Here is a 14,508-nt window from a genome sequence, read left to right on the forward strand (position 1 = left end):
CATCACCTTCGGCTCATGCCTCGCCAGCCGGCGGCGAGGCGCAGCCAGGGCGCCAGGTGGAAGCCGCTCATCAGCAGATACATCGGCATCATTCCGCCGATCGGCAAAGGATTCGGCGTCGTGGTGCAGATCATGTCGGCGCTGCCGGTGGTGGCTGTCAGCAACGCCATGAGCGCGAATGTCGGGGCGGCGGCGAGTGATAGCCGGTCGGCGGCATGAGCGGCGATGCGGCCGGCCGGGTTGGTCATCCTCCCCGTCGGCTTACCGGTTGATCCGTCGTCGGCGGCTGCCAGCGACAGCCATTCGGCGGCGTTGAGAGACGCGTTGCCATCGCCTCTCTTTGCGGTGTCGGCCGAAGGCAGCATCGCCGTTACTCCTTGCCGTAGCGGTCGTGATGGCGCCACCAGATGCCGGTTTCGTTGCGGCCCTTGGGCGCGCGGTCGAGCCATTGATACATGCCCCAAAGTCCATCCAGCCCGCGGGCATAGCTGGAATAGCTGTGATAGACCGCACCGTCGACGAGTTCGAAGGCGCTGACTCCAGGCCGGTCGCGGGTGTAGGTCATGACATCGGTGCCGGTCATGGCGGCGATTTGGGCAACCGGGCCTTCTCCTTCGGGCTGCTGCCATTGCTGCACGGTTTGGCCGGCGAGCGGTTCGGGGGCCGGCGGCTCAAGCCGGTAGTTGTATTCTATATCGCCCCGGCGCTGGTCTTCGGCACTGAACCAGACGCTGAAATCGCCGTTGAAATCGCTGGCGAAGGACGAGGCCCAGGGGAAGCTCCAGCCCATGCGCTGCTTGAATGCCTGAAGCTTTGTCAGCGGCGCACGCGACACCGCCCAGAAGGCGACATCGTGGTTTTCGAGATGGACGAAGACGCCGTTGAAACCGTCGGCAATCGACGAGCAGGACGGGCATCCGGCGGTATAATCTGGTCCGAACATGAAGTGATAGACGAGAAGCTGTGAACGGCCGCCGAAGAGATCCTTCAGCGAGACGTTGCCGCCTTCGGTGTCGAAGCGGTATTCCTTATCGATCCCAACACGCGGCAATTGCTGGCGCTTGACCGCCAGCGCGTCGCTCCGCCGAGTCAATTCCTTCTCCTCCTCGAGCAGATCGAGTCTTGCTGCCAGCCATTGCTGGCGTGTTGCGTTGAGCTGTGCCGTCATGGGGTCTTCTCCTTTGCCTGTCTATCGTCGTAGCATCCGGCGCGGGTTGCCTGCCGGTCTCAAGCAGATTACGGCCGGGCAGCGAAATGGCGGGAGTGACAAGTGTGACGGGATTTGAATGGACTCGCTGATCACAGCCGCGGCGAGGGCGCTGGCATCGGGTGATGCGCTTGGCGCGCTGAAGCGGGTAGCGCTGCGCGACGACGCGCCGGCGCTGGCGTTGCGCGGCATTGCGATGGCCCAGCTTGGTGACCTCGTTCGCGCCAAGGCGCTGTTGAAGAGTGCGGCGCGCGCCTTCGGACCGAGGGAGGCGGTGGCGCGGGCGCGTTGCGTGGTCGCCGAGGCCGAGATCGCGCTCGTCTCACGCGATCTCATCTGGCCGCCGAAGGCGTTGGAATCGGCGCGTAGGGTGCTGGAAGCGCATGGCGACAGGGTCAATGCCACCCATGCGGGCAATGTCGCCATTCGCAGGCTGGTGCTGATCGGCCACCTCGACGAGGCCGAGCGTGCGCTCGCAGCACTCGATCCGGCGCCGCTGCCGCCGGCGCTGCGGACTGCCCACGAACTGGTGGCGGCCGGCATCGCCGTTCGGCGCCTGCAGACGCAGGCAGCTCGCGCCGCCCTCGACCGGGCAAAGCTTTCGGCGCGCGCGGCAGCGATCCCCGCTTTGACGGCGGAGGTCGAAACCGCCGCGCTGGTGCTCGACACCCCGGCGGCGCGGCTGATGTCGCACGGGCGGGAGCACCCGCTGTTGTTGACCGAGGTGGAAGCGCTGCTTTCCTCCGGTACGCTCGTTGTCGATGCCTGCCGCCATGTGGTGTGGAACGCGGGCACGGCCGTCTCGCTGGCGACTCGACCGGTGCTGTTTGCGCTTGCCCGCACGCTCGCCGAAGCCTGGCCGGGGGATGTGGCAAGGGGTACACTGATTGCCCGCGCCTTCCGCGGCAAACATGCCGATGAATCGCAGCGCGCCCGGCTGCGGGTCGAGATCGGCCGGCTGCGCGCTGAACTGCGGGGACTGGTGGAGGTTTCGGCGACGAAGCGCGGCTTTGCGCTTTCGCCACTCGGCGCCGCAGAGATTGCCGTGCTGGCGCCCCTCGTTGAAGGGTCTCATGGAGCAGTGCTCGCGTTTCTGGCCGACGGGGAGGCGTGGTCAAGTTCGGCGCTTGCGATTGCGCTCGCGGCCAGCCCCCGCACCGTGCAACGGGCGCTGGATTCCCTGGCCGGTGAAGGCAAGGTGCAATCGCTGGGGCGCGGGCGGGCACGGCGCTGGATGAGCCCGCCGCTGCCCGGTTTCCCGACGATCTTGTTACTCCCCGGGCCGCTGCCGAGCGATTAGGATGGCCCGAGTTATAAGGAACCGGAGTAATCGGGAAGGAAGAGATGAAAAAATCAGCTGCGAATATCCTGCGTGAATATGGGCCTTTTCCTGGCGCTGAGCGCGTCAACGGTGTCACCTTCGACGGCGAGCATGTCTGGTTTGCCTCGGGCGACAAACTGAATGCGCTCGATCCCGCAAGTGGTGAGGTGGTGCGCTCCATCGAGGTCGCGTCGCATGCCGGGACGGCTTTCGACGGAGAGTTCCTCTATCAAATTGCCGAGGACGTCATTCACAAGATCGATCCGAAGACTGGCCGTATCCTTTCCACCATCCCGGCACCCGGCAATGGCGGCGATTCCGGCCTCGCCTGGGCCGAGGGCACGCTCTGGGTCGGCCAGCATCGCGGCCGCAGGATCCATCAGATCGACCCGGAGACGGGCGAGATCCTGCGCACCATCGAATCCAACCGCGTCGTCACCGGCGTGACCTGGGCCGACGGCCAGCTCTGGCACGGCACCTGGGAGGGCGACGACAGCGACGTCAGGCGCATCAATCCGCAAACCGGAGAGGTGCTGGAGCGGCTCGACATGCCCGAAGGCACCGGCGTCTCCGGCCTCGAATCCGACGGCGGCGACTGCTTCTTCTGCGGAGGCGGCGGCAGCGGCAAGATCCGCGCCATCAGCCGGCCGGAGGGGAAGTAGATGCGGCCGATACGGCATATCTCTCCCAAGCGATAGTCAGCGCGCCAACAATCCGGCTCCCACTCGGACGTCGGCATCCAGGGTCCAGTTGTCAGAATTTCGATCGGGTGAGCGATTGATTTCCTGACCTGACGATCTAGTTTCGCGGCAGTGTCGAGGCTTCGATGTCGGCCTGGACGCAAAGCTGGTTTGACCGGGGGAAGACTTTGAAATATCTGCGCACGACGCTCGGGCCCAAGAGCAGATCCGAACTTGGGATGATCTTGCCGCACGAGCACGTCTTCGTCGACCTCAGGACACCCGACCAGCCCGGTTATGCCGAAGCAGAAACCGAAGACGTTGTTCGGCTGATGGCGCCTGAAATCGAGTGCATCAAGAAGCTCGGGGTGACGGCACTGGTCGAATGCTCGACGGGCGGCGTCGGACTCCGTGCGGATATCGATCTTGCAGTGTCACTGGCGACGGATTTTCCGATAGTCGTTCCCACCGGCAATTACCGTGAACCCTGGATTCCCGAATGGGTCCGCCATGCGTCCGAGCAGGAGCTGGAGGCGTGGATGCTGCGCGAGCTGACGGAGCAGATCGGCGAGACAGGGTTCCAGGCAGGCTGGATCAAGCTCAGCGCCGGTGATGACGGCATGACGGCGCTCGAGACGAAAATCCTGCGGGCAGCTGCGCGCGCCGCGGCGCAGACGGACGCGGTCATCGGCAGTCATACGATCAGGGGACGGGTCGTCATGGATCAGCTCGATGTCATCGAGGCGGAGGGCTACAGGGCCGACAGGTTCATCTCGATTCACACGCAGGAAGAAGAGGACTTCGCTTACAATGTTGCCGTTGCCGCGCGCGGCGCCTGGATCGAGTATGACCATGTCGGCCGGGCCGGGGACAACGAGGTGGCCGAGCTGGTGATCAAGGCGCTGGAGGCTGGCTGCGGCGACCGCCTGTTGTTGAGCCATGACCGGGGCTGGTACGATCCGGCGTTGCCGATGGGCGGGACACCCAGGCCGTACACCCATCTTTCCACGGTCCTGTTGCCCGAGCTAAGACGGCGAGGCGTGGACGACACGACCCTGATGCGGCTGACCCACGAGAACCCGTTCGAGGCTTTCGCCCGATAGGAGCAGGCCGAGCGATCCAATTTATACCGCTTGACCTTCATCGAACAAAAACGCCATGCCGATCGCATCGATGAACCGGCCGTCTATACGCGCGGCGCGCCGGATTATGCCCTCGCGCATGAATCCCATTTTTTCATAGAGTGCGATCGCCCGGTGATTGTCCTGGTAAACATCGAGTTCGACCCGGAGAAAGCCGGCCTCCTGCGCGGCTCTCAATGTCGTCTCGATGAGCTTTCGTCCAAGACCCTGGCCGCGATAGGCCGGAAGGATCCCCATTCCGAGCTTGCCGCGATGGGCGTGCGACGGGAAGAAATGCCGGTCGATGTCGCACCAGCCGACGACCTCGTCTTGCGCGATAGCAACGAATTGCGGATTGCCTTTTGCAATCATGCCCATCACGAAGGCGCGCGTATCCGGTAGCGGTGTTGCCTCCAGCATGGACAGGTATTTTTTCTCCCGCGCGACGACGTCGAGCGCGCGATGAAAGCTGTCGATGTGCGCGGCCGCAATCGGTTCGATCCTGATGCCTGACGTATCCGACGCGGTGGCGTCCATGCGCTTCTCCTTCGAATATCGCGAATGCCTTCGGAGACATGTCGCGGGGCGCAGGGGAGCGCATAATTCACGGTCCGTCAACCTTTGCGTGTCAATTTCTCGGCAGCGGGCGCCGTCAAAAGGTTGCAGATATTGAAGGTCAGGCTAACATCGCACATTACATTCGTCTTGGTGACACTCACCTGTGCGGCGGCTGTGTTGCTGTGCGGATTTGCTTGGCTCGCCGCCATAAAGGTCGATGATCTCTCGCTGCGCCGGCAGGCCGACTTTGTCCGGCAGGGACTGGAAGAGCAGATCGCGGCGCTTCCCCGCGAACAGGAAAGCGTTGCCAAATGGGACGACGCCTTCCTTTATGCCAAGCAGCGGAACCATGAATGGCTGCTCGACAATATCGGCCGGTGGACGAGCCGGTATTTCGGGCATGACAGGACCTATATCTTCGACGATACCAACCGCCTGATGTTTGCATTCCGCGACGGCGCGGATGCCATGCCGCCGCGGCTTGGCAGCGACGACGGCCGAGAAATGACCGCGCTTGCCGGAGAAATGCGCGCGGTTCTCGTCGAGCAGGCGGCAAAGCCCGGCAGCAAACCGCTTGGTCAACTGGCGACGGTTCGCACGATGATGATCGGCAATCGGCCGGCGATCGCAAGCGCGCGGCCCATTCTGCCGAGCTCGGCCAGAATGCAGGTCGAGGCGGGCCAGGAGTTCATCGCCGTCTCGGTCAAGTTCATCGATGGAAAAGCTGCCGAAAGCATCGCCCATTATGCGCGCCTCGAAGGGTTGCATTTCGCGCCGAAAAGTAAGGACGAGCGGGCCCAAGTGTCGGTCTCGTCCTATGACGGCGGCACGATCGGCTATCTCGTGTGGCCGCCGATCCTGCCCGGATTCATGCTGCTTCAACAGATCGCGCCGGCCGGGCTTGGCTGCTTGGCGCTGCTGATCGCAGTCGTCTTCTGGCTCGGACGCGGTCTGCATAGGACCTCGCTAACCCTGCTGGACAGCCAGGCTGAGCTCACCCACCACCGCAATCACCTGGAAGAAATGGTGGCCGAGCGAACGGCCGAGATCGAACGGCAGAGGGAGGAACTGGACCGGCTGCTGGTGCACGAACGCCAGGTGAATGCGCTCCAGCGCCAGTTCGTCGCCATGGCATCACACGAGTTTCGCACGCCGCTCGCAATCATCGACGCCGCAGCCCAGCGGCTCTGCCGCTCGACCACCAATGTCAGCGGCGATTATGTTCACGAAAAAGCCGGCGTGATCCGCAGCGCGGTGGTGCGCATGGTCGATTTGATGGAGAGCATCCTCGCCAATGGCCGGCTCGAAACCGGACAAATTACACTGAAGCGGAGCGAGGGCGATCTGAAAGCCTTGCTCGTCACCTGCTGCGACAGACAGCGCCACCTCAGCCGCTCACATCTGTTCCATCTCGATCTCGAGCCGATACCCGAGGGTTTGACGTTCGATCGCAGCGCGATGGAGCAGGTCTTCAGCAACCTGATTTCGAACGCCGTCAAATATTCGCCCAATGCGCCTGATATCCATGTTCGCGCCCGGGTTGATGAAAAGACGCTGGAGATCGCTATCGCCGACAGCGGCATCGGCGTGGATGCGGATGATCTGCCGAAGCTGTTCCAACCCTACTACCGCGCCCGCAGCGCGACGGGCATCGCTGGAACCGGCATCGGGCTCAACGTCGTCAAGCAGGTCGTCGAACTGCATGGCGGCACCGTCGAGGTGACGAGCGAGCTCGGCAAGGGCACAACATTTATCATTCGTCTGCCAATAGAGTTTTTATTGTCGGATCAACACGTCGCAGCTTAGGGAAAAGCTTATGGTTACAGTCCTGTGCATAGAAGATGAAGTCGAGATCCGGAACCTCCTCGTCGAAGAGTTGACCGAAGCCGGCTACAGGACGCTGGAGGCCTCGAACGGCGCCGAAGGGCTGGAAATGATCCTGTCGAAATGGCCCGACATCGTCATCAGCGATATTTCCATGCCGGTCATGGACGGGCACCAGCTTCTGGCCGAAATTCAGATCAACCACCCCGAGCTCTCCAACATCCCCTTTATCCTGCTGACGGCGCTGACCGACCGGGAAAACACGCTTGCCGGCCTTCGCGCCGGGGCGGCGGACTATCTGACGAAGCCGCTCGATTTCGACCTGCTGCTCGCCAAGCTCGAAGGCTGCGTGACGCGGCTGGAGAACGACAAGGCGGTCAATCGGTCGTTTTGAGGATTGCTATTGTAAAGGATGATGATGGAGGGATGTGTCGTGCGGCCCCCTCATCCGACCCTTCGGGCCACGTTCTCCCGGCTGGGGAGAAGAGGGAGCGCGCGGCCACCCACGATCCCCCTTCTCCCCAGCGGGGAGAAGATGCCGGCAGGCAGATGAGGGGGTGAGCGACGACAGGAGCGAATGCACGAAGCGCAAGCGAAGGGCAATGACGAGCCTGTTCGCTCTCACGTCCCCTGCCTTTCCAGCACATCCCCCAGTACCTCGAACACGCTGGCATCCAACATCTGCGACACATTGAACCGCATGAAATTTGTTGCCGATTGCGACAGGCTGAAGGCGTTGCCGGGGGCCAGCACGATCTTCCTTTCCAGCGCGGCGCGGGCCACATCAGCCGCATCGATGCCGTCGGGCAGGCGGCACCAGAGGAACATGCCGGCCTGAGGCTCCAGCCAGGGCGTTATCCCCAAAGTCTTCAGCCTGGTCGAGACCTCGCCCATCGCCCGGGAGAGCCGCTGTCTCAGCGTCTCCACGTGTTTGCGATAGCTGCCGTCGCTCAAGACATTCAGCACAAGTTCCGCCGTCAGCCGGCCGCCGCCGAAGGAGGTGGCGATCTTGAGATCGGTCAGGCCGTCGATCCATTCGGGTTTTGCGGCGACGAAGCCGCAGCGGGCCGAAGCCGACAGGGTTTTCGAAAAGCTGCCGATGTGGATGACCCGATCGAGCCCGTCGAAGGCGGCAAGGCGAGGCGCCGGCGTATATTCGAAATCGGCGAAGATATCGTCCTCGATGATGGTGAGGTCGAACTGGTCGGCGAGTTTCAGAAGCCGGTGGGCGGTCACCGGGGAAAGCATTGCGCCAGTCGGATTGTGGATGGCGGAGTTGGTGATGTAGAGCCGCGGCCGATGTTCGGCGACGACTTGTGCAAACAGCTCGATATCGGGACCGGACGGCGTATAGGGGACGCCGACAATCTTTGCTCGATGGGCGCGCAGCAGCGCGTGGAAATTGAAGTAGCAGGGATCGTCGACCAGCACCGTATCGCCGGGCTCCAGCAGGAAGCGACAGAGCAGATCGATCGCCTGCGTGCCGGAATCGGCGAGCATGATCTGATCGGGAGAGGCTTCGATGCCGCGTTCGCCCATACGCCGGGAAATCAGCTGGCGCAGCGGCGGCAGGCCGAGCGGCGAGCCGTACTCGGCAAGCGCCGGCCCGTCGGCGCGGGCAAGGGTTCTCAGCCCGCGGCGCATGCCTTCCCCGGGCAGCCAGGAGGGCGGCAGCCAGCCGCAGCCGGGCTTCAGGTCGGTTTCATCAGCCTCCAGCGATTGCCGCGATATCCAGAAGGGATCGACGGCGCGGTCGAGCTTCGGCCCGGTCTCGGCGAGCGCAAAGGGTGCCGCCTGGTTGGCGACGTAGAATCCCGAGCCCGGCCTCGCCAGGATCGCCCCTTCGGCGACGAGACGCTCATAGGCGTCGACAACGGTCGAAGTCGACAGCTTCAGCGTTGCCGCCAGACCCCGGACGGAGGGCAGTTTTGCGCCGGGCGTCAGGCTGCGGCCGGCAATGCGCTGCCTGATCGTTGAGACGACCATCTCCACCCGTGTGCGTCCTTCGTTCATCCGTACCGCTTTCTGAACCATAACAGTTTCGCGAAATCGTATCAGACTGTCACTGTCGTGACCATCCATCTTGGCCGATAACGGCAAACAGCAAAGAAGGAGTGCGACGCATCATGGACCGCATGGCATCGGGATGGCTTAATGGTTTTATCGGGGTGGTGATCTTCAGCGGATCGCTGCCGGCGACCCGTGTGGCGGTGATGCAGTTCGATCCGGTCTTTCTCACCGTTGCGCGCGCCGCGATCGCCGGCATTCTGGCTCTCGGCCTGCTGATCGCTTTCCGGGAGAAACGGCCAAGCGGGCGCGACATCCTCTCGCTTGCCGTCGTCGCGCTCGGCGTCGTGGTCGGTTTTCCCCTGCTGACGGCGCTGGCGCTGCAACACGTCACGTCGGCGCATTCCATCGTCTTCATCGGCCTGCTGCCGCTCTCGACGGCGATCTTCGGGGTGATCCGCGGCGGCGAGCGGCCGAAGCCGGCCTTCTGGCTGTTCTCCGTTCTCGGCAGCGCGCTGGTGGCGGGCTTCGCAGTGATGCAGGGCCTGACGGCATCACCGATCGGTGATCTTCTGATGCTGGCGGCAATCCTCGTCTGCGGCCTCGGTTATGCTGAAGGCGGCCGGCTTTCGCGCACGCTCGGCGGCTGGCAGGTGATTTCCTGGGCGCTGGTGCTGTCGCTGCCGGTTATGGCCGTGGTGGCGTTCCTTTACCGGCCGGTGAGTTTCGCGGAGATAGAAACGCCGGCGCTGATCGGCCTTGCCTATGTCTCGCTGTTCTCCATGCTGATCGGCTTCATCTTCTGGTATCGCGGCCTCTCGCAAGGCGGCATCGCAGCCGTCGGCCAGTTGCAGCTGCTCCAGCCGTTTTTTGGCCTGGCGCTCGCCGCGACTCTGCTGCATGAGTCTGTGACGTGGAGCATGTTGGCTGTGACGGTTGCCGTTATTCTGTGCGTCGCCGGTGCAAAGAAGTTTGCGCGGTAGGAAAGGATCCGGTGACGGACCGGTCCGTCGCCGCGTTTCTTCACCAAGCCTCCTCACGCCTCTTCAATGTTGAAGCGATAGGCTCGTTCGACGAGCCCAACGCGAATTTCATAGCGGCTGTACCAATCTGACCGGCCACGATTTTGCGCCTCGATATGGTCGACGACCGATTTCCAGGCTCGAATGCTGTCCTCATCCTTCCAATAGGAGATGAGTATGCCAAAACCGTCTGCGCCGCGGACACTTTCGAAGCCGAGATATCCGGGCTGCTGTTTTGCAAGTTCCGTCATCGCATACCCCATCTCGCCATAACCGTCGTCGACCTTGGTTCGTTGAGAGGAAAAACTGACCATGTAATAGGGCGGTTCAGGTAAAGCGGCGATGGGCATTTCGGCTCCTCTGTTTTGGCGTAGTGCAGGACCATACGATGGCCGTACAGGCTGCACAACTCGACATCCAGCCGCGGCAAAAATGCTACCCTAAGGCGACGCGAGCGTCATCGGCATCGACGCGGCTGGGCCAGTCCCTGTCACAAAGCCGCCGTTCAATCGTCAGCAAATGGTCCCGTTGCCGCCGCACCGTGCCCTCTTCACGGCTCCATGGTCGCGACCTCGCCGGCCCTTCAGCGGCTGGCGATCGACCGAGGCGGCTTGCTGCCGATTAAATCATGCACGTGAAAAGGAACGAATATGATCACTCGTTACACATCCCTGGCAATGACGACCGCTGCTGTCTTCAGCCTGCTTGCTTTCAGCCCGGCATCCGCTGGGGAGATGGCCCAGGCGCAAGCCCAGCCGCCGGCACAGGGCCAGGCGCCGATGCAGGGCCAGAGCGGCGGTACGGCGGCGCCCGCGGCCGTCAGCGATCAGAAACTCGAGGCCTTTGCCGTTGCCTATCTGCAGGTCGACAAGGTCAGGCAGGAATATTCGGCCAAGATCGGCGCGACCAAGGACGAGGCCGGCAAGCAAAAGCTGCAGGCAGAAGCCAAGAAGCAGATGGTCGATACCGTCGAAGCCTCCAAAGATATCTCCGTCGAGGAATATTCCTCGATCCTGACGGCCGCCCAGAGCGACCCGACGCTGGCCAAGAAGGTTCTGGAAAAGATCGGCACCCCGCCACCGGCGCAGCCGCAGCAATAGCCTCACTCAAACGAAGGGGCGGGCTAAGAGTCCGGGCGGCGAGCGCTTCCGGCGCCCGCCCCAATTCTGACGCAGCCTCACTTCGCAGGCACGACCAGAGCCTCGCCCTTGCGCACGATATAGGTCGCCAACTCCGAAGCCTTGCCGCTGCCGACGTTCTTGGCTGAGTGCACCACGCCGGAAGGAATGAACAAGGATTGGCCGGCCTTGAGGGTCACCGGCTCCCGGCCTTCGAGCCGGTATTCCAGCGTGCCGTCGAGAACGAAGGCGATCTCTTCGCCGGGATGTGAATGATTGGGGGCGAGAACGCCGGGGGCGAAATCGACGCGCACCTGAACGGCCTCATAGCCGGGCACGTCGATATCGTTCTGGACGAGATCGGTGCGCTGCAGCGGCTGGGCCGCATGCGCTGTCGTGGCAGCGCCGAGAACAAGGGCGAGGGCCACAGCCTGGATCATTTTCATCGTGTCATCCTTCCTGAATTGACCTTTCCGGCTCGTTGGCCGCAATCGCATTTCAGCCGATGATTGAACCCGGGATGTGTCTGAAAACCTGCCTTTTTGTAAGCGAGTGTAGCTAGGCCGCGGTGGGTTGTTCGGACTTTATCCTCTGTTATGCCGTGCAAGCCCCCTCTGGCCTGCCGGCCATCTCCCCCACAGGTGGGGAGAACACAAGTGGCTAAACCTTCGCACCCGTCTACCGTTTCGTCGAGCTGCGACGCTAGTTGTTTGGGGAAGCCCTTGCGCCCAGCCAATCTCCCCACCTGTGGGGGAGATGCCCGGCAGGCAGCGGGGGGCTTGCACGGCACGGCTTCTCGGCGAGAGCCTGGAGAAGGACATGGTTGCGGTGCGGATCGGGCCGGACTGGCGGCTGGTGGCCGTCGCTTCCCCCGACTATTTCAAGACAAGAGCGGTGCCGACGACGTCGCAGGAGTTGATGCATCACAACTGCATCAACAGGCGTCTCGATCGAGTGAGTGGACTGTATGCCTGGGAATTCGAAAAGAATGACGAGGAGGTCCGGGTGAGGGTGGAGGGCCAGTTTACCTTCAACACCGATCGCGAAATGGTCGCCGCAGCCCTTCAAGGCTACGGCATTGCCTTCGTTCCGGAAAGCTATGTCGAAACGCACATCGCGGATGGGCGTCTCCAACTCTTCCTCGAAGACTGGACCCCCAAATTCACCGGCTATTACCTCTACCACCCAAGCCGTCGGCAGAACCTCCCGGCCTTCTCCGTCATCGTCGATGCGCTTCGGGAGAGAAATCTCTAGCTCCGTCAGACCCGCTTCGTCCTTCGAGGCCCCTGCGGGGCGCCTCAGGATGGGGTTCTCTTGGAGGTCGCTCGACCGGTGGCGTAGGCAGGCGAGACCAAACCACGCTATTCCAACCGCCTGTTATTGGGCGCGGCACCCTCCAACCTCCCTCATCCTGAGGCGCGCAGCCCATATGGCGGAGCCTCGAAGGACACGCTCCAACGCTGCTTCTTGCATTCATCAGCCACCAGCGCGCCGACCCCGTCCTTCGAGGCCCCTGCGGGGCACCTCAGGATGAGGCTCTCTGGGGAGCTGGACGATCAAAAAACGACAACCTAAAAGAGACTAAGCCCAACCCACCTCTTGAAGGAGGAGAAACATGAAACGCATCGAGATGCAGCTCAGCGGCGGCTGCCAGTGCGGTGCCGTGCGCTATCACGCGACCGCGATGTTCGGCAATTCGCATCTCTGCCATTGCCGCATGTGCCAGAAAGCCTCGGGCAACATCTTTGCCGCGCTGGTCGCCGCGCCCGATGATGCGCTCAGCTGGACACGCGGCAAGCCAAGCATCTGGAAGAGCTCGGAGCTTGTCGAGCGCGGCTTTTGCGCCAATTGCGGCACGCCATTGTTTTTCCACCACCTCGAAAACGGCCGTACCAACTTGATGATCGGTTCGCTTGACGATCCGAACGCCTTCGCACCGCTGGCCAATACTTGCACCGAGAACATGGTGGCATGGTTCGATACGATCACCGGCATAGAAAATACCGGTGCGACCGAAAGCAACGGCGCCGACTGGGCTGCGGCGATCAAAGAGAGCAACAACCAGCACCCAGATCACGATACCAGCTCATGGGCGGTGAGGGGGCGTGAAGGCTGAGTCCCAGGCCAGCGGCTGCCGGTGCGGTGCTGGCGTTGCCGCGAAAAGCCATCGTGCCGGAAGCAACGACAGCAACGACTTACTTTCAAGATGCTACACGGAGGGTGCCTGACGAACTGCTTTTCAGCTAACTCGTGCCTCGACGCAGCTCGTCAGCTTCCGGCCTATAACGTCGAAAAATTTGTAGTTAGGTGTCCGGTTTTAAGCGATCATCCGCAAGCGGCGGCTCTCGCCTCCTTGTCGAATATGTATCGTCCTGAGGTTTCGTCAGCGCAGCGGTCAATATGATCGTTGGCGTCAAACAGTCCCTTCACGATCACGCAAACGCTAACGAGCACGCCAAATCCTACTGCCGCTGCAATATATTTAAAAACTCGGCGCATTTTTTTCCCGACGCACATTGCTGTCAGCGCGTAACGATATCTACGCGCAGACGGATCGCGCAAGCTCTCGCTTAGGCTGTGCACATCCTCCTGCGCCTGCGATTACTGCGCGGCATTCTCCAGCGCCCCTCATGCTGAGGTGCGCAGCCCGCAGGGCGGAGCCTCGAAGCACGCCGCGACGCTGCTCCTTGCATTTTGCCGAACAGTATCCCAAACGCGGATAAGATCATTGTATGATGAGGATGTGGTCGAGTTCGGCCGGAATGCTGCTATAGGCCCACGTCTCTTTCGCGCCCGCTTGTCGTTCGAGCACTACTGCTGGAGAAGACCAGCAACATATTGTGGGTAGGCATCTCGATCGTCTCGCGGAGATTAAATCCAGCGGCCTCACCCACTTGTTCAAGATCAGCGATATCACGCACACCCCAGGATGGGTTGCGTTCCTTTAGAGCCGCGTCGAAAGCAGCGTTCGAGGGGGCGTTGTGTGCCCCGTCGCGCATGAATGGGCCGTAGAGAAGAAGAAGCCCACCAGCGTGAAGCAAACGGCCAGCTCCTGCGAACAATCCTAAGCTTGCCGCCCATGGCGCGATATGGATCATATTGATCGACACGATGGCGTCAAAATGCCCGGTTTGTTCGACGCCCCATTGTCCTGAGCACACATCAATATCCCGCGGTGCCAGCACATTCTTCAGCCCTGCGAATTTGACCCAGCTAGACGTGCTGGTGCGGGCGTCGGCATCCGGATCGCTCGGCTGCCAGGTGAGGTTGGGCAATGCTCCCGCAAAACACACGGCGTGCTCGCCGGTCCCGCATCCAATCTCCAGCACGGCGCCACGTGTTGGAAGGACACGTTTTAAGACCGCGAGGATCGGCGCCGAATTTCGCGCAACGGAAGGTGAGAACATGCGCTGGTCGCCGCTTATGTCGCGCTGTTCCAGCGCAATAGGCGAACGGTCCTTCTTCTCTGGGGGCATCGGCCTTGAATCCCCTTTGGGCGATGTCTCCCACCTTATAGCTGAAATGATGGGACTGAAACCAAGGATTTCGGACTTACGAAGGGGGTCGTCGGCGCGTGCGTTCGGCCGAGGGCGACCGAACGTCCACTTCGCGTCAGATCACGCGCCCGCCAGGCTGGATTTCGTGGGGTT

General features: G+C 62.2%; 15 protein-coding genes and 1 pseudogene. 9 read left to right on the forward strand and 7 right to left on the reverse strand.

Annotated features, from left to right (window positions below):
• Window positions 1-2: 2 nt before the first annotated feature.
• The gene (locus tag ACS4RS_RS15590) at window positions 3-365 is read right to left on the reverse strand and encodes a hypothetical protein (protein ID WP_439010251.1); all 363 of its coding nucleotides are present in this window, start codon (window positions 363-365) and stop codon (window positions 3-5) included.
• A gap of 5 nt (window positions 366-370) precedes the next feature.
• Window positions 371-1,168, reverse strand: coding sequence for a DUF899 family protein (locus ACS4RS_RS15595; protein ID WP_439010250.1), 798 nt, complete (start codon window positions 1,166-1,168; stop codon window positions 371-373).
• 118 nt (window positions 1,169-1,286) lie between these two features.
• Here ACS4RS_RS15595 and ACS4RS_RS15600 point away from each other — a divergent pair, with 118 nt between their 5' ends.
• The 3 genes from ACS4RS_RS15600 (at window position 1,287) to ACS4RS_RS15610 (ending at window position 4,311) form a co-directional block, all read left to right on the forward strand.
• A complete protein-coding gene (locus ACS4RS_RS15600) occupies window positions 1,287-2,507 on the forward strand; it encodes a helix-turn-helix domain-containing protein (RefSeq protein ID WP_439010249.1) in 1,221 nt (406 codons plus the stop codon).
• 44 nt (window positions 2,508-2,551) lie between these two features.
• Window positions 2,552-3,190, forward strand: a complete 639-nt coding sequence (locus ACS4RS_RS15605) for an outer membrane protein assembly factor BamB family protein (protein WP_439010248.1) — start codon at window positions 2,552-2,554, stop codon at window positions 3,188-3,190.
• A 206-nt stretch (window positions 3,191-3,396) separates the two neighbouring features.
• On the forward strand, window positions 3,397-4,311 hold the full coding sequence (locus ACS4RS_RS15610; RefSeq protein ID WP_439011825.1) for a phosphotriesterase family protein: 915 nt from the start codon (window positions 3,397-3,399) through the stop codon (window positions 4,309-4,311).
• 21 nt (window positions 4,312-4,332) lie between these two features.
• Here the strand turns inward: ACS4RS_RS15610 and ACS4RS_RS15615 are convergent, their stop codons facing one another.
• The gene (locus ACS4RS_RS15615) at window positions 4,333-4,866 is read right to left on the reverse strand and encodes an N-acetyltransferase family protein (RefSeq protein WP_449313719.1); all 534 of its coding nucleotides are present in this window, start codon (window positions 4,864-4,866) and stop codon (window positions 4,333-4,335) included.
• Window positions 4,867-4,950: 84 nt separating this feature from the next.
• Here ACS4RS_RS15615 and ACS4RS_RS15620 point away from each other — a divergent pair, with 84 nt between their 5' ends.
• Together ACS4RS_RS15620 and ACS4RS_RS15625 are read left to right on the forward strand one after the other, a co-directional pair.
• Entirely contained in the window at window positions 4,951-6,693 is a 1,743-nt protein-coding gene (locus ACS4RS_RS15620; protein ID WP_439010247.1) for an ATP-binding protein, read from the forward strand.
• Window positions 6,694-6,703: 10 nt separating this feature from the next.
• On the forward strand, window positions 6,704-7,105 hold the full coding sequence (locus ACS4RS_RS15625) for a response regulator (protein WP_003593640.1): 402 nt from the start codon (window positions 6,704-6,706) through the stop codon (window positions 7,103-7,105).
• Window positions 7,106-7,332: 227 nt separating this feature from the next.
• On the opposite strand, the gene ACS4RS_RS15630 is transcribed toward ACS4RS_RS15625, so the two are convergent.
• Window positions 7,333-8,745: an aminotransferase class I/II-fold pyridoxal phosphate-dependent enzyme gene (locus tag ACS4RS_RS15630; RefSeq protein WP_439010246.1), complete on the reverse strand. Its 1,413-nt coding sequence runs from the start codon at window positions 8,743-8,745 to the stop codon at window positions 7,333-7,335.
• Window positions 8,746-8,837: 92 nt separating this feature from the next.
• On the opposite strand from ACS4RS_RS15630, the gene ACS4RS_RS15635 reads away from it, so the two are divergent.
• A complete protein-coding gene (locus ACS4RS_RS15635; protein WP_439010245.1) occupies window positions 8,838-9,701 on the forward strand; it encodes an EamA family transporter in 864 nt (287 codons plus the stop codon).
• A 53-nt stretch (window positions 9,702-9,754) separates the two neighbouring features.
• On the opposite strand, the gene ACS4RS_RS15640 is transcribed toward ACS4RS_RS15635, so the two are convergent.
• Window positions 9,755-10,090, reverse strand: coding sequence for an antibiotic biosynthesis monooxygenase (locus tag ACS4RS_RS15640; RefSeq protein WP_439010244.1), 336 nt, complete (start codon window positions 10,088-10,090; stop codon window positions 9,755-9,757).
• A 300-nt stretch (window positions 10,091-10,390) separates the two neighbouring features.
• Here ACS4RS_RS15640 and ACS4RS_RS15645 point away from each other — a divergent pair, with 300 nt between their 5' ends.
• Window positions 10,391-10,840 (forward strand): DUF4168 domain-containing protein, encoded by a 450-nt coding sequence (locus tag ACS4RS_RS15645; RefSeq protein ID WP_439010243.1) that lies wholly within the window; start codon window positions 10,391-10,393, stop codon window positions 10,838-10,840.
• Window positions 10,841-10,917: 77 nt separating this feature from the next.
• Here the strand turns inward: ACS4RS_RS15645 and ACS4RS_RS15650 are convergent, their stop codons facing one another.
• Window positions 10,918-11,304 carry a cupin domain-containing protein gene (locus ACS4RS_RS15650; protein WP_439010242.1) on the reverse strand — a complete coding sequence of 129 codons (387 nt, stop codon included), beginning with the start codon at window positions 11,302-11,304 and terminating at the stop codon, window positions 10,918-10,920.
• A 349-nt stretch (window positions 11,305-11,653) separates the two neighbouring features.
• On the opposite strand from ACS4RS_RS15650, the pseudogene ACS4RS_RS15655 reads away from it, so the two are divergent.
• Together ACS4RS_RS15655 and ACS4RS_RS15660 are read left to right on the forward strand one after the other, a co-directional pair.
• Window positions 11,654-12,112 (forward strand): annotated as a pseudogene (locus ACS4RS_RS15655) (LysR substrate-binding domain-containing protein); the annotation flags it as partial.
• Between the two features lie 361 nt (window positions 12,113-12,473).
• Entirely contained in the window at window positions 12,474-12,974 is a 501-nt protein-coding gene (locus ACS4RS_RS15660) for a GFA family protein (protein ID WP_439010241.1), read from the forward strand.
• Window positions 12,975-13,626: 652 nt separating this feature from the next.
• Here ACS4RS_RS15660 and ACS4RS_RS15665 read toward each other — a convergent pair.
• Complete coding sequence (locus ACS4RS_RS15665) at window positions 13,627-14,334, reverse strand: DUF938 domain-containing protein (protein ID WP_439010240.1); 708 nt, start codon at window positions 14,332-14,334, stop codon at window positions 13,627-13,629.
• Window positions 14,335-14,508: the final 174 nt, after the last annotated feature.

Origin of the sequence: Rhizobium sp. F40D2 (genome assembly GCF_051810745.2) — a bacterium.
In the GTDB taxonomy this organism is placed as follows: domain Bacteria; phylum Pseudomonadota; class Alphaproteobacteria; order Rhizobiales; family Rhizobiaceae; genus Rhizobium.